We start from the raw sequence: 20,631 nt of genomic DNA on the forward strand, positions 1-20,631 counted from the left end.
TTGCGACGCTGACGCCGCTCCGGGCGCGGATCGCGACGCTGACGCCGCTCCGGGCGCGGATCGCGACGCTGACGCCGCTCCGGGTCGCGAATCACGACGCTGACGCGCCTCGAGGGCGAGCCTGGTGCGGCGCGCATCGTCAGCACGGGTGGGCGCATCGCGGCAGCGTGCCTCACGACCGACGTGCCTCACGACCGGCGCCCCTCACGACGGAGGCGTCGCTGGTGCCGGCGTTCTCGGGCGCCGGTGCGGCGAGGAGTTGCGCGGTGGGGGCTCGGCGCAACGTGTGCGGCGGGCAAGGGGGCGCACCACCCAGCCGGTCAAGAGTGCGCTCCGTAGCGGCGCTCAGCCGGTGAAGGGTCAGAGGCCGTTTCCTGGAAGGCCATCAGCCGAAGTACGGCGGGTGGCCTGCCCGTGCGCAGCCGTACAAGATGAAAGGCCATCAACCCTGTACCAAGCCGCAGCGAATCAGGACCAAGAAGTCAGATTGGGGCGCTTGGGGGAGAGTCCATCGCCCGAGGAGATGCCGCGGAGGCGGCGGGACATCCACGGCACCAGGTGCTCGCGGATCCACTGGGCGTCCTCGCGCCGCCGAGCCCGGGGATCCACGCTCTGCGGCGGCCAGTCCATGCGCCAGTCCTCGAACGGCACCCCCAGCACGTCCAGCGTCCGCGCCGCCACCAGCCGATGCCCGTCCGCGTTCATGTGCAGCCGGTCCGCGCTCCACGCCCGCCAGTCGCGCAGCCCCTGCATCGACCACAGGTCAACCAGCCGGCACCCGTACAGGTCGGCGATGGAGCGTATGTGCAGGTAGAAGATGGCGAAGCGGCCGCGCAGCCGTCGCATCAGCGGCGTGTCGCGCGGGTCCACCCCCGTGAACAGCACCACGTCGGCGCCCCCCGCCCGCAGGTCGCGGACGGCGCGGGCGAGCTTCTTGGCCATCTCGTCGGGGTCGCTGCCCGGTCTGAGCAGGTCGTTGCCCCCCGCGCAGAAGCTGACCAGATCGGGCGCCATCTCGACGGCCAGCGGCACCTGCTCGGTGACGATCTGGTCGAGCAGCTTGCCGCGCACGGCCAGGTTGGCGTAGCGGAAGCCGGGTTCGTCGGCGGCGAGCCGTTCGGCCACCCGGTCCGCCCAGCCACGGTAGTGACCGTTCTGGCCGGGATCGTTCAGTCCTTCCGTGAAGCTGTCGCCGACGGCGACGAAGGACTTGTAGTGCCTCATGAGGTGGTGTTCATCTCCGCGAGAGCGTGCAGCGCAAGAACGTATGACTGTAGTCCGAACCCCGCGATCGTGCCCGTCGCCACCCCGGCGACGACCGAGTTATGGCGAAACTCTTCCCTCGCGGCGGGGTTGCTGATGTGCACCTCGACGAGCGGGGCCGTGCGCTGCTTGATGGCGTCGCGCAGGGCGTAGGAGTAGTGGGTGAACGCGGCCGGGTTGAGCACCACCGGGATGCGGCCGTCGGCGGCCTCGTGGATCCAGCCGATCAGCTCGGCCTCGTCGTCGGTCTGGCGCACCTCGACGTGCTCGCCGAGCTTCCTGCCCGTGTCGCGGCAGAGGGCGGCCAGGTCGTCGAACGTCTCCGCCCCGTAGACGTCGGGCTCGCGGGTGCCGAGCCGGCGCAGGTTGGGTCCGTTGAGCACCAGGATCATCCGGAGATCTCCTTGTAGGCGGCTTCGAGCAGCTCTTCTGCGGGACCTTCGAGCCGGCCCGGCCTGGCCAGGCCGTCGAGCACGACGAACCGCTGCTTGGCGCCGCGGTTCTTCTTGTCCAGCCGCATGTGGTCGCGCAGGGACCGCCAGGCGTCGGCGCGGTAGGTGATGGGCAGCCCGACGCTGGTGAGGATGGAGCGGGTGCGCTCGACGAGGTCGGCGCGGCCGGAGAGCCTGGAGAGCTCGGCGGCGTAGACCATGCCGATGGCGACGGCCTCGCCGTGGCGGATGGCGTAGTGCTCCTCGCGTTCGATGGCGTGGGCGAGGGTGTGGCCGTAGTTGAGGATCTCGCGCAGGCCCGCCTCGCGCAGGTCGGCGCCCACGACGTCGGCCTTGATCTGGATCTTGCGCTCGATCAGCTCGCGGGTGTGCGGGCCGTCGGGCCTCGTGGCGGCCTCCGGGTCGGATTCGATCAGCCGGAGGATCTCCGGGTCGGCGATGAAGCCGCCCTTGATGACCTCGGCCAGGCCTGCCACGTAGTCCCGCTTCGGCATGCTCGCCAGCGTGGACAGCTCGCACAGCACCCCGGCGGGCGGCAGGAACGTCCCCACGAGGTTTTTTCCCTCGGGAGTGTCGATGCCGTTCTTGCCGCCGACCGCCGCGTCGACCATGGCCAGCAGCGTCGTCGGCACGAGCACGACCTGCACGCCGCGCAGCCACGTGCCCGCCACGAACCCGGCCAGGTCGGTCGTCGCGCCGCCGCCCACGCCCACCACGGCGTCGGAGCGGGTCACGCCGTGGCGGCCGAGCGCCGACCAGAGCCCGGCGGCCACCTCGACGGTCTTGGCGTGCTCGCCGTCGGGCACGGGCAGCTCGACCACCTCGTAGCCGGCCTCGCGCAGCGCCGCGCCTACCGGGCCGGAGATCTCCGGCAGGGTCTCAGGACGGATGACGGCGACGGTGCGCACGCCGGGCTTGAGCAGCGTGGTCAGCTCGCCCTGCACGCCGCTGCCGACCACCACGTCGTACGGGCTGTCACCGCGTACGGTGATCCGCGTCGCGCTCATGCGCCCTCCTCCGTCGGTCGCATGAGCGCGACAAGGCGGCTGTGTTTGATTGGTCGCTCGCTCCGCTCACTCATGCGGGCAGCCCCTTGACGATCTCGTCGGCGAGCTCCTCGGGCTCACGCTTGTCGGTCACCACGGTGACCGACGCCAGCCGCTCGTAGACCGGCCGCCGCTCCTCCATGAGCTTCTTCAGCTGGCTGCGCGGGTTGAGCACGAGCAGCGGCCTGGCGGAGGCGAGTCCGACCCGCTGGACCGCGTCGGACAGCCCCACCTGCAGGTAGACCACGTGGTGGCCGTCGAGCAGGGCCTGCGTCTCCTCGTTGAGCACGGCGCCGCCGCCGAGCGAGAGTATGCCGTCGTGCTCGGCCAGCGCCCGGCGCACGGCCTCGTGCTCCAGCTCGCGGAAGCGGGCCTCGCCGTCCTCGACGAAGATGTCGGAGACGGGCTTGCCCGCCACGGCCTCCACGTCGGAGTCGGTGTCGCGGAACCCGACGCCGAGCCGCTCGGCGAGCAGCTGCCCAAGTGTCGTCTTACCGGATCCAGGGGGACCGATCAGCACGGCGAGAGTCATTTGATCACCATCGAAGACAGGTAGCCGGACAGGTTGCGGGCGACCTCCTCGACGGAGTCGCCGCCGAACTTCTCGAGCGCCGTGTCGGCCAGCACCAGCGCGACCATGGCCTCGGCCACGATGCCTGCTGCCGGGACGGCGCACACGTCGGAGCGCTCGTGGTGGGCCTTGGCCGCCTCGCCGGTCTTGACGTCGATGGTGGCCAGCGCCCTGGGGACGGTGGAGATCGGCTTCATGGCGGCGCTCACGCGCAGGATCTCGCCGTTCGTCATGCCGCCCTCGACGCCGCCCGCGCGGTTGGTGATGCGTCGTACGCCGTCTTCGGTGGTGTACTCGATCTCGTCGTGAGCCTGGGAGCCCGGCCTGCGCGCGGTCTCGAAGCCGTCGCCGACCGCGACGCCCTTGATCGCCTGGATGCCCATGAGCGCGCCGGCGAGGCGAGAGTCGAGCCTGCGGTCCCAGTGCGTGTAGCTGCCGAGGCCGGGCGGCAGGCCGTACGCGAGGACCTCGACGACGCCGCCGAGCGTGTCGCCGTCCTTGTGGGCCTTGTCGATCACGGCGATCATGGCGGCGCTGCCGTCGGGGTCGGAGCACCGCACCGGGTCCTCGTCGATCCTGGCCAGGTCGCCGGGCCCCGGCAGGGTGTCGGCCGGGCTCTTCGCGCCGCCGATCTCGGTGACGTGGCTGACGATGTCGACGCCCAGCGCCTGCTTGAGGAAGCGCCTGGCGACCTCGCCGAGCGCGACGCGGGCGGCCGTCTCGCGGGCGCTGGCCCGGTCGAGCACCTGCCTGGCGTCGTCGAACCCGTACTTCTGCATGCCCGCCAGGTCGGCGTGGCCCGGGCGCGGACGGGACCTGGGCGCGTTGCGCGCGAGGCCCTCCAGCTCGGCCGGGTCGACCGGGTCGGCCGCCATGACCTTCTCCCACTTGGGCCACTCGGTGTTGCCGATGCGGATGGCGACGGGGCTGCCCATCGTGCGGCCGTGGCGGACGCCGCCCACGATCGTGACCTGGTCCTGCTCGAACTTCATCCGCGCGCCGCGGCCATAGCCGAGCCTCCGGCGGCGCAGGGCCTCGTCGATGGCGGCCGTGGTCACCTCCACCCCGGCCGGGAGGCCTTCGAGGATGGCGACGAGTTCGGGGCCGTGGGACTCTCCGGCGGTCAACCAGCGCAACATGCGTACAAGTCTTCCACGTGCTGCCTAGTGAGATGTCCCGCGTTCACCAGCCGAGACAGAGTGTGGTGAACGCGCCCAGCAGCATGAACGGCCCGAAGGGGAACTGGGTGTGCCTGGTGCCGCGCTTGGTCAGGAGAATCGCCAGGCCGTAGAGGGCGCCCAGCAACTGCCCGCAGAAGGCCGCCACGATCCACGCCTGCCAGCCGAGCGCCCCGGCGGCCATGCCGATGAGCCCGGCCAGCTTGACGTCCCCCAGTCCCATCGCCTCCGGCCTGATGAACCAGAGCACCCCGTACACCGCCGTCAGGGCCACCGCGCCGGCCAGCGCCCTGGGCAGCTCTCCCGTCGGCGCCAGTGACAGGGCCATGACGGGGTACGCCGGGAGCGTGATCGCGTCGGGCAGCAGGCTGGTACGCCAGTCGATGACCGCCAGGGCGGTGCCGATGAGGGCTCCCGTCACGTACGGCAACCCGAACCGCCAGGCGACGAGGGCGGTCACGGCGGCGGTCACCACCTCCACGCCGGGAAACCACCCGGACAGGCGCGCCGCGCCCTGGTCGTCGTAGTAGAGCGGGCTCTCGTCGTAGGAGTCGGCCAGCGCCCGGATGTAGCGTCCGCAGATCAGCCCGGCGAGCGCCATGAGTGCGACCACGAGCCGACCTTAATGCGCCACTCGCGCGACCACCGCCCGTATGGAGAGAGTCAGCGGACCTTCTTGGAGAACCACCGGCGGCGCCGTGCGGGCTCCACCCTGGCCACGGTCACGCCGTCGAGCCGATCGACGGTCCCCGACTCGACGGCCGCCAGCGCCTCCAGCACCGCTCCCTCGATCACGAACTGCACCGGCCCCGCCACGTCCACCACGACCGCCGCCGCCTTCTCCTGCACGGCCGCCTGGCACACCTGCAGCGCCGTGGCCTGGATCGGCCGGGCGTCGGGCCGCCACCTGGCCAGCGCGTCCGCGCCGGTGAAGGCCAGCACGGCCTGCCTGCCGTCCGCCCCGACGAGCTTGGGCAGCGCCATCTCGCTCTCCTTCTCCTGACGCAGCCCGTGCGCGCCGACCTCGCTCTCGGTCAGCAGCGCCACCACGGGCACCAGCAGCCTGGCCCCGCCGAGTGCGTTCAGCACGGCGGCGGCGTCGGCCGTGCCCGCCTGGTAGGAGGCGAGCGCGGCCGCGACGGCGGGCGCGGCGCTGCCGTCGTCGCTGGGATCGAGAGGTCGCGGGATGCTCGGCACAGCCCGAGACTACCCGCGCCCGTCCCGGTCTCCGAGCCGGGCCCGGAGCGCCCGCACCCCTGCGGCGAGCACCGGAGGCACGGTGATCAGGATGGTCACCGCGTCACCGAGCCGCTCCCCCGCCGTGTCGAGCACCAGCCAGGCGACCAGCGGCATGAGCAGACCCCAGGTCCGCACGTCCGACGCCAGCACCCACCGCAGGCATCGGAGACCGGCTCCCCGCACTGCGCCCACGCCTGGCCGGTGGCGGCCGTCCTGGGCGTCCCACCGCCGCAGGGTGATCGCCAGCCGCGGCATCCCGCTGACCAGCTGCACGGCGAACCGTATCCTGGGCCACCTGCCCGGGAGCGTGTGCAGTTCTCCGAGCCACTCCTCCAGCCAGCGGGCACGCGACTCGCGTGGAAGCAGGGTGGCGCCCGCGGAGATGACGCCGAAGGATGCCTGAACGCCTTCCCCGCCGGGGAGGTTGGCGATGGCCAGCCGTTCCAGCTCCTGTTCGAGGTGACCTAGACCGAGCCTGCCGGCGACCGGCGCGAAAGTCTCCAGCGTCTGCCGCGCTGTCCGCCGGCGCTTCGCCTCGGGCAGCCAGCGCAGCGTCCGCAGGTTGTGCAGCCGGTCCGCCAGCTTGAGCATCAGCACGCGCTCGCCCGTCTCGCTCGCCCAGATCGCGGGCGCTTGCCGGGGATCCTGCAGCGCGGTCATGTCGCGTACCAAGCGCACGACGGGCTCGCCGAAGTCGCGTACCAACGCCTGCTCCGGGCAGTCGGTGCCCTCCAGCACGTCGTGCAGCAGGGCCGCGCAGAGCACCTCGTGATCCATGCCCAGCTCGGCCAGGATCGCGGCGACGGCGACCGGGTGGGTGATGTAGGGCTCGCCGTTGCGCCGCCGCCGGCCGCGATGCCAGTGGGCGGCCGTCAGGTAGGCCCGCTCGACCATACGCAGCCGCTCGCCGGTCAGGGTGTCGCCGGCGACCTCCAGCAGCGGCTGGAGCGAGCCGTTCACAACCGGCCGCCGGCCGGGCCCGGGCGGTTCAGCCAGCCGGGCACCTGCTGCCTGCGTGACCGGTACGCCCGCGCGACGGCGTCACGCGCCTGCTCCGCCCCGTCCGCGGTGATCCGGTAGTAGCGGCGGCGCGGACGTCCTTCCGCCACGTGCGTCTCCGGATCCTCCCACCGGCTCTCCACCCAGCCGGCGTGCTCCAGTCTGGCCAGGATCGGGTAGACCGTCCCGCTCGGCAGCTCAGCCAGCTCACACACCTCGAGCCCGTAGCGATCACGCCCGGGATCCTGGAGCAGGGCCCGCAGGACGGCCTGCGTCGGCATGGTCATCCGCAGGCTTCTCTTCATATCTCGTACTCTACATAGCTAGGACAAGCCCGGCTCCTTGCGCTTCGGCCACATGCCCGTACCTCGCCGTCAGGCGAGTGGAAGGTGTACGCGCCCTACGGCGTGGCCGACGCGTTCGGTCTGGTGCTGCGGCCCAATCCCCGGCAGGCGCCCCGGCACGTGTACGAGGCGAAGGTCGCGCGGTGGACCAGGGATTGGCCCGAGCTCACCGCCCATCGCTGGCCCTGAGAGCAGTCGTCGCCCTGCCTCGAGCCGGACGCGGCCGGCCCGGCTATCCCAGGTCGGAGATGGCCGCCACCGGGCCGCCGCCCGAGGGGCCCTGGTGGACGGCGGCCACCGAGACGAAGACCGCCGGGTCTCCCGTGACCGAGGCCGCCACCCCGCCGACCGCGGCCTTGATCTGCCGGTGCCAGTGCACGTCGGAGTCGTCCAGCATGATGTTGCGCCGTCCGCGCACCCGTCCTGACGGGTCGGCCTCGCACTTCATGAACACGTTCACCAGCCGGCCGCCGAGGTCCGAGGGGTGCGGGCGCTCCGGCAGCGGCAGGCCGGAGTCCCTGATGGCCTCCCAGATGCCGTCGGCGTCGAGGGCGTCCTTCATGACGCTGTGGCCGATGCGGTAGCGGCCGCCGATGCCGCGTACGTTGCCCACCAGCACGATCTGCGCCCGGTCCAGCTCCACCCCCGACGAGCACGAGGCCACGGACGAGTACAGCGACAGGTCCTTGTGGATCTGGTCGGCGCGCGGCATGTCGATCTCGCCCAGCGCGACGGCGATGCCGAGGGCGGTGGTGGAGTTGGACAGGTCCATGGAGGGACCGGTCTCCTCGATGGCGGTGTCCTGGCCGCGGCTCTTGGCATCGGTGATGGTGGCCAGGGTGAGCAGCGGCGTCTTGGTCTGTACGTAGTGGACGTCGCGCGGGTCGTCGATGCCCGCGATCTTCATGGCCTCGCGTACGCCTGCCGCGACCTTCTCCACCATGGCGGGCCTGCCGATGTCCTCGGGCAGGATCACCTCGCTCATCGCCACGCCCACCGACAGCCGCGGCTCGTCGGAGGCGGGAGCGTCGGCCGTGGTGGCGAAGACGGTGGCGTGCGGGCTGAGAATGCCGTCGGTGCCGCCCGACCACACCAAGGGCACGCTGTCCGGGGACGGATGCCCGTGCTCGGCCAGCACCTCGCGGAAGGCTCGGTCGGCGAGGATACGCGTGTAGTCGTTCACGCCGCCGTTGCCCTCGGTCTTGCCGATGACGGCGAGCACCCGGTGTGCCTCGATCACCCCGTCGGCGATGAGCCGTGACAGGCCGGAGGCGTCGGTGACGCTCTCGATCGGCACCTTGCGCACGTCAATCGGGTCCGGCATGTGACGCCTCCTTCTCCGCTACCCGTCCCGCTTGGCGACGCTAGCCGAGGTGGTCGGCGGGACACATGTCAATGTCTGCCCACGAACGCCGCCGACGATGTCAAGGTGCGCTCAGCGCCACCGCGGGGCGGCCGGTATGGTCCTCGTTGTGATTCGCGAAGCACACGTCAACGGGATCAAGCTCGTCTATCGCGAGGAAGGCGACCCCGCCTCTCCCCCACTCGTCCTGATCCACGGCCGGACCGCCGATCACAACGACTGGAACGGCATCACCCAGCACTTCGCGGCCCGCTACCGCGTGCTCGCCCTCGACCTGCGCGGGCACGGGGCGAGCGACCATCCCGGTTCGTACGAGCTGGGCGAGATGGCGGCGGACGTCGTCGCGCTCCTCGACCATCTGGGCATCGAGCGGGCCACGGTGATCGGGCACTCGCTGGGCGGCGTGGTGGCGTACCGGATGGCGATGGACCATCCGGAGCGCGTCGAGCGGCTGGTGCTCGAGGACGCGCCGCCGCCGCTCCCGTTCGAGAACCGCCCGCCGATCGTGGAGGACGACTCCGCCACGTTCGACTGGCGGATGATGCACCAGACCGAGCGGCAGCTGACCGACCCCGACCCCGCCCTACTGGAAAGGCTCGGGAAGATCACGGCGCCCACGCTGGTGCTGTCGGGCGGGGAGCTGAGCCATGTCGGCACCGAGGCGGTGGCCGAGCGGATCCCGGGCGCGCGGCTGGTCACGATCGAGGTCGGCCACCTCATCCATGTGACCGCCCGGGGGCCGTTCCTGGAGGCCGTGGACGCCTTCCTGAACGGCTGAGCCGCCCGAGCTCATCGGGCCGTAACCTTGGTGTCACGTTTCCGGGCCAGGGTAGTGGCGTGTTTGACATGCACGTACACCAGCGCCTGAAGAGGCTGAGGCTGATGGCCCCCTCCATCGGCCAGTGCGCCGTCGGTGCCGCGATCGCCTGGCTCGTGGCCAAGGATCTGCTCGGCCACAGCCGCCCGTTCTTCGCGCCCATCGCGGTCGTGGTCTGCATCGGCGTGGGGCTGGGGCAGCGGCTGCGGCGGGTGGTGGAGCTGGTCGCGGGGGTCAGCGTCGGCATCGGCGTCGGGGACCTGCTGGTGTCCTGGATCGGCTCGGGCGCGTGGCAGATCGCGCTCGTGGTGGCGATCGCGATGGCCACGGCGGTGCTGCTGGACCGCGGCTCGGTGATCGTCCTGCAGGCGGGCTCCTCGGCCGTGCTCGTCGCGACCCTCCTGCCGCCGAGCGGCGCCGGCGGGTTCGCCAGGATGGTCGACGCGCTGGTCGGCGGCCTCGTGGGGCTCGCGGCGGTGGCCCTGCTGCCCGCCAGCCCGTCCGCGCTCGCCAAGCGGCACGCCAGAGGAATGTTCAGCACACTGGCCGACTCGCTGCGGCAGATCGCCGAGGCCATCGAGCAGCGCGACGCGCGCCTGGCCGGCGAGGCGCTGGAGGAGGCGCGGAGCAGCCAGAAGAAGGTGGAGGAGTTCCTGCAGGCGCTGGAGACGAGCAAGGAGATCGCCACCATCTCGCCGCTGCACCGCCACCGCCGCCCCACCCTCGAGGGGTACGAGAAAGCGGCCGTGCCGCTCGATCACGCGCTCAGGAACACCAGGGTGCTGGCCAGGCGGGCCATCGTGGCGCTCGACGGCGGCAGCCCGCTCCCGCCGTGGCTGCCCGGCGCGCTACGCGATCTGGCGGACGCCGCTCTCCTGCTGCGGGACGAGCTGGCCGCCGAACGACCGCCGGACAAGGTCACCAAGGCGGTCCTGGAGGTGGCCTCCCGTCAGAGGTCGGAGCGGTGGGGCTTCTCGGCGGACGTGATGATCGCCCAGCTGCGGTCCATCATCGTGGACCTGCTCCAGGCGACCGGCACCGAGCGCGAGGAGGCGATGGCGGCCCTGCCGCCACCCGACGTCCCCACCCACGACGCCGACGCCGACGGGAAAGCGCCGCGTTCCGCTCCACCGGGAAACGCTCCGACCAAAAGGGCCTAGATAGGGCGAACGTGACCTCAATGTCATAAAGATCCGCCAAGGTAGAAGGGTGCGAACCAGGCTCAGCGATCATGTGAAGGAACGACTGGGCACGTTCGGCCTCATGGCACCCTCCATCGCGCAGTGCGCGATCGGCGCCGCACTGGCCTGGATCATCGCCATCGAGCTGCTCGGCCACCCACACCCGCTCTTCGCCCCGATCTCCGTGCTGATCTGCGTGGGCGTCGGGCTCGGGCAGCGGCTGCGCAGGGTGGCCGAACTGGTGATCGGCGTCAGCCTCGGAGTGGGCATCGGCGACCTGCTGGTGTCGTGGATCGGCTCGGGCGCATGGCAGCTCGCGCTCGTGGTGGCGCTGGCGATGACCGTGGCGGTGCTGCTGAACAGCGGGGCGCTGTTCGTCGCGCAGGCCGGCTCGTCGGCCGTGCTGGTGGCCGCCCTGGTGCCCGGCGACGGGGGCGGGGGCCTGGACCGGATGGTCGACGCGCTCACCGGGGGCGTCGTCGGGATCCTGGCGGTGGCGCTGCTGCCCGCCAGCCCGTTCACGATCGCGGCCAAGCACCTGTCGGGGGTGCTCGACGCGCTGTCCACGGTGCTGGAGCGGGCCGCGGAGGCGATCGAGAAGCGGGACGTGGACCTGGCGGCCGAGGCGCTGGAGGAGGCGCGCACCACGCAGGACGCGGTCCACGAGTACGAGCAGGCGCTGGAGACCGCCAAGGAGATCACGCTCATCTCGCCGCTGCACTGGCACCGCAAGACCAGCCTGGCACGGTACGAGACCGCGGCCGTGCCGGTGGACCTGGCGCTGCGGAACGCGCGGGTCCTGGCCAGGCGCACCCTCGCGGCGCTCGGCGAGGCCAGCCCGCCGCCCCCAGCCCTGGCGGAGGCGCTGCGCGAGGTCTCGGAGGCGGCGCTGCTGCTGCAACTGGAGCTCGGGGCGGGCCGCGAACCGACGCTGGCCCGGCAGGCGCTGCTCGCCGTCGCGGCCCGGGAACGGCCCGACGGGCTCGGCTTCTCGGCGCACGTGATCATCGCGCAGTTGCGTTCGGTGGTCGTGGACCTGCTGCAGGCGACGGGGATGGAGCACGAGGCCGCCACGGACACGCTGACGCCGCTGGACGCGGCGAGCAACGAGGGCTCACGTAGCTGAGGTGCGCGCCGGTCAGGACGGCGTCGTGAAGGTACGCAGGACGTCCGCGATCTCGTCCACCTCAGTGAGCTTGCCGGATGCGACGGCGATGACGAGGTCGTAGGCAGAGTCGTCGACCGGATCGAGCTCGATCCCGTTCTTGGCGAGAAAGACATACGTCGTCAGCCACCCTGCCCGTTTGTTCCCATCAACGAGAGGGTGATTGGTGACGATCGAATGGAGCAGGGCCGCGGCTTTCACGAACACATCGGGATAGGCGTCGTGGCCGAACAGAGACGTCTGCGGCCGCAGGAGCGCCGCCTCGAGAAGCCCGAGATCGCGCATCTGGATGGGGCCGCCCACGGCAGTGCGGGCGATGCGCAGCCCCTGCTCGAGAGTGACATAACGGGTCACTCGCCTAGCCTCCGCAACAGGTCGGCGAAGCGCCGAGCGCCCTTCTCCGCGAGCGCGTCGGTGACTTCGTCGTCGGAGACGTGCTCGAGGTAATAGTCGATCGCGTGCAGGGCCACCTGCTGCATGCTGCGCCCCTCGAACTCGGCACGCTTACGGAGGGCCTCGGTCTGCTCGTCGGTCAAGCGAAGGGTCATAGCCATACCCCCCATCGTAGGTTGAAGGTGGTATCACCGGGATACCACCGCTAGCAGTTTACCCTTCGTTACTCTCCGTTGGCATCGAATTCGGCGATGGCGGCCCGGGACCAGCTGCGCGCGCTCAGCCTGCCGACGGCGAGGACCGTGGAGGTGCCAGGGATGTGGGTCATGGCCTCGATGGACCCGTACTGCTTGCGTGACGCCTTGGCATCCACCTTCATCCGCGGCAGGCGGGTCGCGGCGCCGTCGGGGGCGAGGCGCCAGGTGTTGCCGAGGCCCGGACCGCTCGAGCCGAGCAGGACGCCGCCGGAGCCGTCCTGGGCGAGTTTCGGGCAGCAGATCGGCGGGGTGGGCACCGGGTGGCGGTTCCAGGTGGAGCCGTTCCAGCGCAGCACGATCGGCGGCGGGTCGGCGGGGTCGGGGCCGCCCTCCCCGTGGTTGAACGTGTGCTCGCCCACCGCCCACGCCTCCTTCGCTGACAGGGCCACGACGTCGGTGAGGAAGGCGTCCTCCTCGGGCGGCGCGGGATCGGGGAAGCGGTAGGCGGGGGTGGGGACCAGGCGCCAGGCGCGGCCGTTCCAGTGCATGGCGGCCGGCTGGGTGAGCGGGCCCGGTGTCGTGCTCGATGTCCGGTGGCCGACCGCCCACATGTCGTCAGGCGCGGTGGCGTCCAGGGCACTGGCCTGGGCGGGGAGCGTGACGGTTCGCCAGCGCGCGCCGTCCCAGTGGCCCGCCCTGCGCTCCTCGGCGATGACCCAGACGTCGTCGGGCGAGAACACCTGCGCGTCACTCACGTGCCACTGGTAGGGCGGCAGCGGGCGCCAGCCCGTGCCGTCCCGGCGGAACACGCGCGTGCCCTGGTCGTCCGACCGGAACAACCACAGGCCGCCGGGGCCCGACGCGCCAAGACGGAGATCCCCGATCACCTCCACGTCGCCGAGGCCGTCGGGCAGCGGGACCGGTCGCCAGGTGCTGCCGTCGTAGCCGAGCAGGAACGCCTTGCCGTCCCGCACCCCGATCGCCCACGCGTCGCGGGGGCCGGTGGCGACGACGTCCCAGAGCTCGCCGCCGGGCTCCGCGCCGACGTAGGCGTAACGCCAGCCGCCGGGCGCCGCGGGCGGGACGGCGGGGCTCTCCCCCGTCGCGGGCGTGGGGGCGGCCTGAGAGGTGGTGGGTACGGCGGGCGGCTGGACCCCGTGGTCGCGCGCCGGGGCCTGGCAGGCGGCGGTGAGCCCGAGCAGGAGGGCCATCGCGACATGCCGGCGTCTCATCCCGCCAGGCATACCACGAAATACCCGTTTCTATGCGGGTGTCAGCGCGGGACGAGATGGAAGAACGACCCGTCCATCGGCCCGAGGTCGACGTGGGAGATCTCGTCCAGCCTGGCCGCCGCCTCCTCCGGCAGGTCCAGGTCGAACGCCGCCAGGTTCTCCCGCAGCTGCTCCACCGATCGCGGCCCGATCAGCACCGAGGTCACCCCGGGATGCCGCGCCGCCCAGGCCAGGGCCACCCCGGCCGGTGCGGCGCCGAGCCCGGCCGCGACCTCGGCCAGTCCTTCGGCGATGTCCAGGTTGCGGTCGTTGAGCAGCGAGCGGGCCCAGCGGTTCGCGCCGGGCATGGACGAGCCGAGCAGCTTGCCCATGCGGCTGTCCGGGTCGAGGGGACGGCCGGGCCTGTAGCGGCCGGTCAGCACGCCGCCGCCGAGGGTGCCGTACACGACCGTGCCGATGCCGTGCCGCCCGCACGCCGGCAGGATCTCCGCCTCGATCACCCGCTGGATCAGCGAGTACTGCGGCTGCAGGCTGACGAACGGGGTGCCGCCCACCCGGGCGGCGGCCCACTGCGACTCGACGAGCTGGGCCGCGGTGAAGTTGGAGCAACCGAGATAGCGGACCTTGCCCGCCTTGACGAACCCGTCCAGCGTGGCCATCGTCTCCTCGATCGGAGTCGCCGGGTCCCACTGGTGGCACTGGTAGAGGTCGATGTAGTCGGTGCCGAGCCGGCGCAGGCTGGCGTCGAGCGCCCTGGTGAGGTGGCGCCGCGACAGGCCGCGCCCCTCCGTGCCCACCGGCATGGCGCCCTTGGTGGCCAGCACGACCCACTCGCGCCTGCCCTTCAGCGCGCGGCCGACGATCTCCTCGGTCTCGCCCCGGTGGTAGAGGTCGGCGGTGTCGATGAAATTGCCGCCCGCTTCGAGGAAGGCGTCGATGATCCGGCCCGCCTCGGCCTCGTCGCCGGCGGCCAGGCCGTTCTCGGTGCCGAAGTTCATGGTGCCCAGGCAGGCCCTGGAGACGCGCAGGCCGGAACGGCCCAGGTTCAGATGATCCAATGGGAGTCCCCTATAATCGGAATGCGTGTTCCGGATGCGTTCTCGACCATACGGAACATTCGTTCCGGTTGTCAACGGGAAGGGGCTCTCCTTGATGCGTGCGGACGCGCAACGCAATCGTGCCCGGGTGCTGGAGGCCGCCGAAGTGGTGCTGGCCAGGGACGGGCTGTCCGCCTCGATGCGCGAGATCGCCGCGCTGGCCGGGGTGGGGGTCGGTACGATCTACCGCCAGTTCCCCGCCAAGGAGGACCTCTACCAGGCGATCGTCGTCGACAGGATGCGGCGGCTGGCGGCGCTGGCCGATGAACTGGCCTCCGCCTCTGACCCCGGAGCTGCCTTCTTCGCGTACTTCACGACGATCGTGGAGGACTCGACCGTCAAGAAGGTGCTCGTGGATGCCCTGGCCGCCGCGGGGATCGACGCCAAGGCCGGGACGCCCGACATCCGGGGGTCCATCGAGACGCTGCTGGTGCGTGCGCAGGAGGCGGGGGCGGTACGGGGGGATGTGGGGATGGCGGAGCTGCTCGCCCTGCTGAGTGCCGCCTGTCTGGCGGCGCAGCATCACGGATGGGACGAGAGCCTGCGTACCAGGACGCTCGCCATCGTCTTCGACGGCCTGCGCCCGTCGACTTAGAGGTCAGGCCGAGAGGTGTTTGAGGCGGGTCACCGCCTCGTCGATGACCTCGTCCTTCTTGCAGAAGGCGAACCGGACGAAGTGGCGGCCGCGTTCGGCGTGGTCGTAGAAGACCTGGGTCGGGATGGCCACCACCCCGGCGAGCTCGGGGAGGCGGCGCGTGAGCTCGAGGCCGTCCGAGAAGCCCAGGGGGCGGATGTCCGTCTGGACGAAGTACGTGCCGGACGGCCGCAGGACAGAGAAACCGGCGGCCGCGAGTCCCTCCATGAGGCGGTCGCGCTTGTCCTGGAGCCCCGCGCGCAGGGCGGAGACCCACTCCAGCTCGTTGCGCAGCCCGTACGCCACCGCCAGCTGCCACGGCGCGCCCGCCGTGAACGTGAGGAACTGCTTGACCGTCTGCACCGCCGCGACCAGGGCGGGAGGGGCGCACACCCAGCCGGTCTTCCAGCCGGTGACCGAGAACGTCTTGCCCGCGGAGGAGATCATCACCGTGCGCTCGCGCATGCCGGGCAGCGTGGCCAGCGGGATGTGCTCGACCCCGTCGAACGTCAGGTGCTCGTACACCTCGTCCGTCACCGCGACCAGGTCGCGTTCCTGGCAGAGCGTGGCGATGACCTCCAGCTCGGCCCGGGTGAACACGGTCCCGGTGGGGTTGTGCGGCGAGTTGACGAGGATGGCGCGGGTGCGGGGCGTGACCGCGGCGCGCAGCTCGTCCGGGTCGAACGTGAAGCGGCCCTCCACCGGCCGCATCGTCACCGCCACCAGCCGCGCCTGGGCGAGCGCGATCGACGCCGCGTAGGAGTCGTAGTACGGCTCGAAGGCGATCACCTCGTCCCCCGGCTCGCACAGGGCGAGCACGGCCGCCGCGATGGCCTCCGTGGCCCCCACCGTGATCAGGATCTCGCCCGCCGGATCGTACGAGAGGCCGTAGTGGGCCGCGCGGTGCTCCGAGACGGCCCGGCGCAGCTCCGGCGTGCCCGGCCCCGGCGGGTACTGGTTCGCGCCCGAGTTGATCGCCTGGACCGCGCGGTCGAGCATCGCCGCGGGCCCGTCGGTGTCGGGGAAGCCCTGACCGAGGTTGATCGATCCGGTCTCGACGGCGAGCGCGCTCATCTCCGCGAAAATCGTCGTGCCGAAGGCGCGCATCCTGGCAACAAGTGGTTCGGTCACAACGCCACACTATTAGTCTCATCCCATGATCACCCGGGTCGTGCTCGCCCTTGCCCTGACCGTCCCTCCCGTCATGACCCCGAGCGACGCCGGCGCGTCCCCGTGTCCGGTCGCCGTACCGGAGCGGACGGCCTGCGGTTTCCTGGAGGTCCCGGAGCGCAGGGACGCGCCCGGGCGGACGATCAAGGTGGGGTACGCGGTCCACACCTCGACCGCCAAGAACCGCAGACCGGACCCCGTCGTGTACATGAGCGGCGGCCCGGCGTCGGCGTCCATGCAGCTCACCGGGTTCCTGAGCCAGATGTTCCCCGACCGCGACGTGGTGGCGGTCGAGCAGCGCGGCAACAGGTACTCCCAGCCGGTCCTGGGCTGCCCCGAGACGGCCGAGGCGCTGCTCGGGCAGCTCAGGCGGCCGACCGCCGACGCCGCGGCGGCCGCGGGACAGTGCCGGGCGAGGCTGCAGGAGCAGGGCGTCGACCTGCGGGGATACAACACCAAGGAGATCGCGGCCGACGTCGTCGCGTTACGTCAGAAGCTCGGGTACGAGTCCTGGAACCTGTTCGGCGTCAGCTACTCCACCCGGGTCATGGTGGACGTGGCCGCCGCCGACCCCAAGGGGACGCGGTCGGTGGTACTGGACTCGTACCTGCCGGAGAGCGTCAACTGGTACGACGACGCCGCCAGGAACCTGGCGGATTCGGCGACCAGGCTCGGCATTAAAGACGCGTTCGACGCCGCGGTCGCCCGGCTGAACGCGAAACCCGCCCAGGTGACCACCACCGACCCGATCCTCGGCAGGGCGTTCCAGGCACGGATCAGCGGCGACGACCTGGCCACGATCATGGCCGAGGCGCTGCACGAGGCGGACGTGGCGGCGGTCGCGCCCGCGATGGTCGGCGCGCTCGCCGAGGGCCACGACGAGCTGCTGCAGCCGCTGGCCGACGCCGTGGGCGGGGGGCTGGTGTCGCACGAGTTCGGGCTGTATCACGCGGTGCAGTGCCAGGACGAGGTCCCGTTCAACACATTCACCCCTAAGCCCCGACTTTTCACAGTAAATGTGGACAAGGCGGTGTGTGATGCCTGGCAGCTCCCCAAAGCCCAGCCCGTCAACGCCACCACCAAGGCCCCGGTGTACGTGGTGGGCGGGCAGTACGACCCGACCACCCCGGCCAGGACCAGCAAGCCCGCCGCGGAGGCCCTCCCCGACGCCCGTTTCGAGGAGTTCCCCGGCGCCTCCCACGCCGTCTTCCTGAGCAGCGCCTGCGGCCGGCGCAAGATCCTCGAGTTCGTGAACGACCCGGCGAAGCCCACGGCCTCCCCCTGCCGCGACGACGACACCGCCGCCGTACGGCCGGGCGACCTGCACGTGACCGGGGCCCCGTACCAGATCTCGAAGTCCCCGTGGCTGGCCGCGCCCTTCGCCCTGTTCGCGCTCGTCTCCCTGATCCAGCTGGTCGCGGGCGCGCTCAAGGGCAGGGCGCTGGGGGCCTTCGGCGGGCTGTCGGGCGTGGCGTTCGCCGGGCTGGTCGGCCAGTCCGTCTACGCCCTGGCCGGCAGGAACGAGACCGCGCTGGCCGTCGGCGTGCCCAGCGTGGTCACCGTCTACACCTGGATCGCCGCCGCCTCGGCCGTGCTGACCGCCGCGGCGCTCCTTCGCCACCGCCGGTGGCCGCAGATCGCGGCGGCCGTCATCGGCGCCGGATTCCTCGTATGGTGGTTCACCTGGTTCCTGTGACGCGCATCCGTGAGCTCGACGCCCTACGCGGCTTCGCGGTGGGTGGGATCATGCTGGTCAACACGTGGCAGCACACCGACAAGGGTGCGCGCAACGCGGTCGACTGGACCATCGACGCCCTGTTCCAGAGCCGGTTCTACCCGATCTTCTCGCTGCTGTTCGGCGTCAGCTTCGTGCTGTTTCTGCGCGGCAACAGCCGCTGGGCGCTGCTGAGCAGGCTGTTCTGGCTGTTCTGTTTCGGGATGGCGCAGCACCTGTTCTACGAGGGCGAGGTGCTGACCGACTACGCCGTCTATGGCGCGGCGGTGCTGCTGCCCGCCTCCTTCCTGTCCGGCGGTCTGCCGGTGCTGCTGCTGGGGCTGGCGGCGATGGTCTGGGGGCTTCAGGTGGGCGCCGGGCCGTACCTGATCCCCGGCCTGTTCCTGGTCGGCATGGGGCTGTGCCGGCTGCGTCCGCCCCGGTGGCTGCTGCTGCCGTCGTTCGCGGTCACGGCGCTGGCCGCCGTGCTGCTGACGGCCGCCTGGGCGAGCGTGCGCACCCAGGCGGGCGGGCACACGAGCGCGCAGGCCTGGATCCTCTACAGCGTGGCCGCGCTGGCGGCCGCGGCGGCGTACTCGCTGGGACTGCTGCTCATCCTGCGGCCCCAGCTGCAGGCACGGCCGCAGGCACGGCTGTCGGCACGACTGTCGGCGGTGCTGGAGCCGCTGGGCAGGATGGCGCTGACCAACTACGTCTCGGGCACCGCGGTGATCGTCCTGGCGCTGCCGCTGCTGAACGCCGACCCGACCCGCTGGTCGGTGGTGGCGCTGGCGGCGCTGACGGTGGCCGCGCAGGTGCTGTTCAGCAGGTGGTGGCTGAGCAGGTTCAGGTACGGCCCCCTCGAATGGATCTGGCGATGCCTGACCTGGTTTCGACCGGTGCCCAACCGGCTAGAGTCGGTCCGTGACCACAATCGCCCTCTGCCAGATCCCGGTCTCACCTGATCCCGCCACGAACCTCATGCGGGCCACGGAGGCGCTCGCCAGAGCCGAGGGGGCCGACTTGGCGATCTTCCCCGAGGCCACGCTCACCCGCTACGGCAGGCGCATCACCGACCTGGCCGAGCCGCTGGACGGCCCGTTCGTGTCCGGCCTGGCGCAGGCGGCCAAGCAGCACGGGCTGTCGGTGATCGCCGGGGTCTTCGAGCCGGGCGAGGGCCGGGTGCACAACACGGCCGTGGCCATCGACGCGCAGGGCGCGGTGCGGGCGGCGTACCGGAAGATCCACCTGTTCGACTCGTTCGGCGCGAAGGAGTCCGACCTGGTCGCGCCCGGCGCGGAGCCGACCGTGGTCGAGCTCGCCGGGCTCAGGGTCGGCCTCATCACCTGCTACGACGTGCGCTTCCCCGAGCTGGCCAGGGCGCTGGTGGACAAGGGCGCCGAGCTGTTCGCGGTGATCGCCGCCTGGGGCTCGGGGCCGCTCAAGGAGGACCACTGGGTCACCCTGGTCAGGGCCCGCGCGCTGGAGAACACCATGTGGACCGCGGCGGTCGGCCAGGCGCCCAACCCGGCCGAGTCGTCCGACGGTTACGGCGTGGGCCGCAGCATGCTGGTCGATCCGCTGGGCGTGGTCCGCGCCGACCTGGGCACGGCGGCCGGCGTCCAGGTAGTACGCGTGGACCACGAATGGACGTCCACCGCCAGAACAACCCTGCCATGCCTCGAACACCGGGTCCTCTGAGGTTCAACCAATCGTAAAGTAGTACCGTGAGCGGAACGCAGATGCAGAAGGTTGTCCCGCCGCGTCTGCTCGTGCCATATCTGTCGGGCAAGCGCACGGTCATCTCGGGTTACGTCTACCGCGTCCAGGACTGCGTCAGACTGACCACGCCCGAGTCGCTCTATTTCGGGCTCGACCTGTCGTTCGACGGGTCGGAGCTGTTCGCCGAGGTGCCCGAGCTCTACGTCATGCGCTGGTACGCGCGCGACGTCGACACGTACGCGGTGCCGTACGGGCCGCACATGGGTGGCGACTGGAGCGACACGCCGCCGTTCGCGGGCAACGGGTTCACGACGTCGTCGGATCACGTGGTGCCGCAGTTCCACACCGTTCCGATGCCGATCCCGGCCGGGGCGGAGATCGTGCACGTCACCGCCGACGGCGAACGGCCCTTCGCCGAGTACGACGGCCTGACCTGGCGGCGTGCCGCATGAGTGAAACGATCACGCCGGTGGCGTCCGGCTTCGTGGCCCGCTTCGGCGATCGCACGCTGCCCGCCGCCCTGGGCCCCGACAGCGACCAGGTGGTGCTGTTCAGCGAGACCGAGCTGGAGGGGTTCGAGCCCGCGTCGGGCTACTGGCGGCGGGTGGTGGCCAAGTCGCAGGTCGAGTGGCTGGTGCTGATCCGCACGGTGGGGGCGTTCGGCGGCGAGCCCTGCATCGTGCTGGACGAGGACGACGACGGGCTGCACATCGCCTACACGGGCCACAGCGGGATGAAGGCGGAGGCACTGGGCTACTGGATGGTCGACCACGGCGCCTACGAGGTCGTGGTCCCCCGCGAGGAGGTCTTCTCGATCCGCGTCGAACGGATTCCGGTCCCGTAAGTCAACCGGC

The 20,631-nt window shown here is 71.4% G+C and carries 24 protein-coding genes and 1 pseudogene; 10 read left to right on the plus strand and 15 right to left on the minus strand.

Translation table 11 applies throughout. The features are described from left to right. Positions 1-468: 468 nt before the first annotated feature. From AB0J64_RS00540 to AB0J64_RS00580, 9 genes are all read right to left on the minus strand, one after another. Positions 469-1,224: an SGNH/GDSL hydrolase family protein gene (locus tag AB0J64_RS00540; RefSeq protein WP_364018492.1), complete on the minus strand. Its 756-nt coding sequence runs from the start codon at positions 1,222-1,224 to the stop codon at positions 469-471. Then, positions 1,221-1,655 (minus strand): type II 3-dehydroquinate dehydratase, encoded by a 435-nt coding sequence (gene aroQ / locus AB0J64_RS00545; protein ID WP_364018494.1) that lies wholly within the window; start codon positions 1,653-1,655, stop codon positions 1,221-1,223. The genes AB0J64_RS00540 and aroQ overlap by 4 nt, the downstream gene beginning before the upstream one ends. Continuing rightward, positions 1,652-2,722, minus strand: coding sequence for a 3-dehydroquinate synthase (aroB, locus tag AB0J64_RS00550; RefSeq protein ID WP_364018496.1), 1,071 nt, complete (start codon positions 2,720-2,722; stop codon positions 1,652-1,654). Before aroB ends, aroQ begins: the two co-directional genes overlap by 4 nt. Positions 2,723-2,792: 70 nt before the next feature. Then, positions 2,793-3,293: a shikimate kinase gene (locus AB0J64_RS00555; protein WP_364018498.1), complete on the minus strand. Its 501-nt coding sequence runs from the start codon at positions 3,291-3,293 to the stop codon at positions 2,793-2,795. Next, the gene (gene aroC / locus AB0J64_RS00560) at positions 3,290-4,471 is read right to left on the minus strand and encodes a chorismate synthase (RefSeq protein WP_364018500.1); all 1,182 of its coding nucleotides are present in this window, start codon (positions 4,469-4,471) and stop codon (positions 3,290-3,292) included. The genes AB0J64_RS00555 and aroC overlap by 4 nt, the downstream gene beginning before the upstream one ends. Before the next feature lie 43 nt (positions 4,472-4,514). Next, positions 4,515-5,123, minus strand: coding sequence for an A24 family peptidase (locus tag AB0J64_RS00565; protein WP_364018502.1), 609 nt, complete (start codon positions 5,121-5,123; stop codon positions 4,515-4,517). A gap of 50 nt (positions 5,124-5,173) precedes the next feature. Next, the gene (locus tag AB0J64_RS00570; protein ID WP_364018504.1) at positions 5,174-5,707 is read right to left on the minus strand and encodes an SseB family protein; all 534 of its coding nucleotides are present in this window, start codon (positions 5,705-5,707) and stop codon (positions 5,174-5,176) included. A 9-nt stretch (positions 5,708-5,716) separates the two neighbouring features. Then, complete coding sequence (locus tag AB0J64_RS00575) at positions 5,717-6,709, minus strand: HD domain-containing protein (protein ID WP_364018506.1); 993 nt, start codon at positions 6,707-6,709, stop codon at positions 5,717-5,719. Beyond that, positions 6,706-7,053: a helix-turn-helix transcriptional regulator gene (locus AB0J64_RS00580; RefSeq protein ID WP_364018508.1), complete on the minus strand. Its 348-nt coding sequence runs from the start codon at positions 7,051-7,053 to the stop codon at positions 6,706-6,708. Before AB0J64_RS00580 ends, AB0J64_RS00575 begins: the two co-directional genes overlap by 4 nt. A gap of 69 nt (positions 7,054-7,122) precedes the next feature. Here AB0J64_RS00580 and AB0J64_RS00585 point away from each other — a divergent pair. Continuing rightward, a pseudogene (locus AB0J64_RS00585) lies at positions 7,123-7,281 on the plus strand (nucleotidyltransferase family protein); the annotation flags it as partial. A gap of 43 nt (positions 7,282-7,324) precedes the next feature. Here the strand turns inward: AB0J64_RS00585 and AB0J64_RS00590 are convergent. Continuing rightward, the gene (locus AB0J64_RS00590) at positions 7,325-8,416 is read right to left on the minus strand and encodes a ring-opening amidohydrolase (RefSeq protein WP_364018510.1); all 1,092 of its coding nucleotides are present in this window, start codon (positions 8,414-8,416) and stop codon (positions 7,325-7,327) included. Positions 8,417-8,564: 148 nt separating this feature from the next. Between AB0J64_RS00590 and AB0J64_RS00595 the strand changes: the two genes are divergently transcribed. The 3 genes from AB0J64_RS00595 to AB0J64_RS00605 all read left to right on the plus strand — a co-directional run bounded on the left by AB0J64_RS00595 (position 8,565) and on the right by AB0J64_RS00605 (position 11,579). Next, positions 8,565-9,233: an alpha/beta fold hydrolase gene (locus tag AB0J64_RS00595; protein ID WP_364018512.1), complete on the plus strand. Its 669-nt coding sequence runs from the start codon at positions 8,565-8,567 to the stop codon at positions 9,231-9,233. A 104-nt stretch (positions 9,234-9,337) separates the two neighbouring features. After that, positions 9,338-10,432 (plus strand): FUSC family protein, encoded by a 1,095-nt coding sequence (locus AB0J64_RS00600; protein ID WP_364018514.1) that lies wholly within the window; start codon positions 9,338-9,340, stop codon positions 10,430-10,432. A gap of 49 nt (positions 10,433-10,481) precedes the next feature. Beyond that, positions 10,482-11,579 (plus strand): FUSC family protein, encoded by a 1,098-nt coding sequence (locus AB0J64_RS00605; protein WP_364018516.1) that lies wholly within the window; start codon positions 10,482-10,484, stop codon positions 11,577-11,579. Positions 11,580-11,591: 12 nt separating this feature from the next. Here the strand turns inward: AB0J64_RS00605 and AB0J64_RS00610 are convergent, their stop codons facing one another. The 4 genes from AB0J64_RS00610 to AB0J64_RS00625 form a co-directional block, all read right to left on the minus strand. After that, complete coding sequence (locus tag AB0J64_RS00610) at positions 11,592-11,972, minus strand: type II toxin-antitoxin system death-on-curing family toxin (protein ID WP_364018518.1); 381 nt, start codon at positions 11,970-11,972, stop codon at positions 11,592-11,594. After that, complete coding sequence (locus AB0J64_RS00615) at positions 11,969-12,172, minus strand: CopG family transcriptional regulator (RefSeq protein WP_364018520.1); 204 nt, start codon at positions 12,170-12,172, stop codon at positions 11,969-11,971. Before AB0J64_RS00615 ends, AB0J64_RS00610 begins: the two co-directional genes overlap by 4 nt. 62 nt (positions 12,173-12,234) lie before the next feature. Then, positions 12,235-13,440: a hypothetical protein gene (locus AB0J64_RS00620; RefSeq protein WP_364018522.1), complete on the minus strand. Its 1,206-nt coding sequence runs from the start codon at positions 13,438-13,440 to the stop codon at positions 12,235-12,237. Between the two features lie 41 nt (positions 13,441-13,481). Continuing rightward, the gene (locus AB0J64_RS00625; RefSeq protein WP_364018524.1) at positions 13,482-14,498 is read right to left on the minus strand and encodes an aldo/keto reductase; all 1,017 of its coding nucleotides are present in this window, start codon (positions 14,496-14,498) and stop codon (positions 13,482-13,484) included. 94 nt (positions 14,499-14,592) lie between these two features. On the opposite strand from AB0J64_RS00625, the gene AB0J64_RS00630 reads away from it, so the two are divergent. After that, positions 14,593-15,132: a helix-turn-helix domain-containing protein gene (locus AB0J64_RS00630; protein ID WP_364019181.1), complete on the plus strand. Its 540-nt coding sequence runs from the start codon at positions 14,593-14,595 to the stop codon at positions 15,130-15,132. Between the two features lie 3 nt (positions 15,133-15,135). Here the strand turns inward: AB0J64_RS00630 and AB0J64_RS00635 are convergent, their stop codons facing one another. Further along, complete coding sequence (locus AB0J64_RS00635; protein WP_364018526.1) at positions 15,136-16,302, minus strand: pyridoxal phosphate-dependent aminotransferase; 1,167 nt, start codon at positions 16,300-16,302, stop codon at positions 15,136-15,138. A gap of 25 nt (positions 16,303-16,327) precedes the next feature. On the opposite strand from AB0J64_RS00635, the gene AB0J64_RS00640 reads away from it, so the two are divergent. The 5 genes from AB0J64_RS00640 to AB0J64_RS00660 are packed head-to-tail and all read left to right on the plus strand — an operon-like array spanning position 16,328 to position 20,621. Next, the gene (locus tag AB0J64_RS00640) at positions 16,328-18,037 is read left to right on the plus strand and encodes an alpha/beta hydrolase (protein ID WP_364018528.1); all 1,710 of its coding nucleotides are present in this window, start codon (positions 16,328-16,330) and stop codon (positions 18,035-18,037) included. Next, entirely contained in the window at positions 18,034-19,020 is a 987-nt protein-coding gene (locus AB0J64_RS00645) for a DUF418 domain-containing protein (RefSeq protein ID WP_364018530.1), read from the plus strand. The genes AB0J64_RS00640 and AB0J64_RS00645 overlap by 4 nt, the downstream gene beginning before the upstream one ends. Further along, positions 18,980-19,756, plus strand: coding sequence for a carbon-nitrogen hydrolase family protein (locus AB0J64_RS00650; RefSeq protein ID WP_364018532.1), 777 nt, complete (start codon positions 18,980-18,982; stop codon positions 19,754-19,756). The genes AB0J64_RS00645 and AB0J64_RS00650 overlap by 41 nt, the downstream gene beginning before the upstream one ends. Positions 19,757-19,782: 26 nt before the next feature. Further along, a complete protein-coding gene (locus AB0J64_RS00655; RefSeq protein WP_364018534.1) occupies positions 19,783-20,229 on the plus strand; it encodes a hypothetical protein in 447 nt (148 codons plus the stop codon). Continuing rightward, entirely contained in the window at positions 20,226-20,621 is a 396-nt protein-coding gene (locus AB0J64_RS00660) for a hypothetical protein (protein ID WP_364018536.1), read from the plus strand. Before AB0J64_RS00655 ends, AB0J64_RS00660 begins: the two co-directional genes overlap by 4 nt. Positions 20,622-20,631: the final 10 nt, after the last annotated feature.

It is taken from the genome of Nonomuraea sp. NPDC049695, from assembly GCF_040674955.1.
Taxonomy (GTDB): domain Bacteria; phylum Actinomycetota; class Actinomycetes; order Streptosporangiales; family Streptosporangiaceae; genus Nonomuraea; species Nonomuraea helvata.

What these genes read in the sequence shown, in the direction of transcription:
- AB0J64_RS00540 (WP_364018492.1), bottom strand. Translation starts at nt 1,224, where the DNA reads ATGAGGCACTACAAGTCCTTCGTCGCCGTCGGCGACAGCTTCACGGAA.
- aroQ (WP_364018494.1), bottom strand. Translation starts at nt 1,655, where the DNA reads ATGATCCTGGTGCTCAACGGACCCAACCTGCGCCGGCTCGGCACCCGC.
- aroB (WP_364018496.1), bottom strand. Translation starts at nt 2,722, where the DNA reads ATGAGCGCGACGCGGATCACCGTACGCGGTGACAGCCCGTACGACGTG.
- AB0J64_RS00555 (WP_364018498.1), bottom strand. Translation starts at nt 3,293, where the DNA reads ATGACTCTCGCCGTGCTGATCGGTCCCCCTGGATCCGGTAAGACGACA.
- aroC (WP_364018500.1), bottom strand. Translation starts at nt 4,471, where the DNA reads ATGTTGCGCTGGTTGACCGCCGGAGAGTCCCACGGCCCCGAACTCGTC.
- AB0J64_RS00580 (WP_364018508.1), bottom strand. Translation starts at nt 7,053, where the DNA reads ATGAAGAGAAGCCTGCGGATGACCATGCCGACGCAGGCCGTCCTGCGG.
- AB0J64_RS00590 (WP_364018510.1), bottom strand. Translation starts at nt 8,416, where the DNA reads ATGCCGGACCCGATTGACGTGCGCAAGGTGCCGATCGAGAGCGTCACC.
- AB0J64_RS00600 (WP_364018514.1), top strand. Translation starts at nt 9,338, where the DNA reads ATGGCCCCCTCCATCGGCCAGTGCGCCGTCGGTGCCGCGATCGCCTGG.
- AB0J64_RS00615 (WP_364018520.1), bottom strand. Translation starts at nt 12,172, where the DNA reads ATGGCTATGACCCTTCGCTTGACCGACGAGCAGACCGAGGCCCTCCGT.
- AB0J64_RS00620 (WP_364018522.1), bottom strand. Translation starts at nt 13,440, where the DNA reads ATGAGACGCCGGCATGTCGCGATGGCCCTCCTGCTCGGGCTCACCGCC.
- AB0J64_RS00630 (WP_364019181.1), top strand. Translation starts at nt 14,593, where the DNA reads ATGCGTGCGGACGCGCAACGCAATCGTGCCCGGGTGCTGGAGGCCGCC.
- AB0J64_RS00640 (WP_364018528.1), top strand. Translation starts at nt 16,328, where the DNA reads ATGATCACCCGGGTCGTGCTCGCCCTTGCCCTGACCGTCCCTCCCGTC.
- AB0J64_RS00660 (WP_364018536.1), top strand. Translation starts at nt 20,226, where the DNA reads ATGAGTGAAACGATCACGCCGGTGGCGTCCGGCTTCGTGGCCCGCTTC.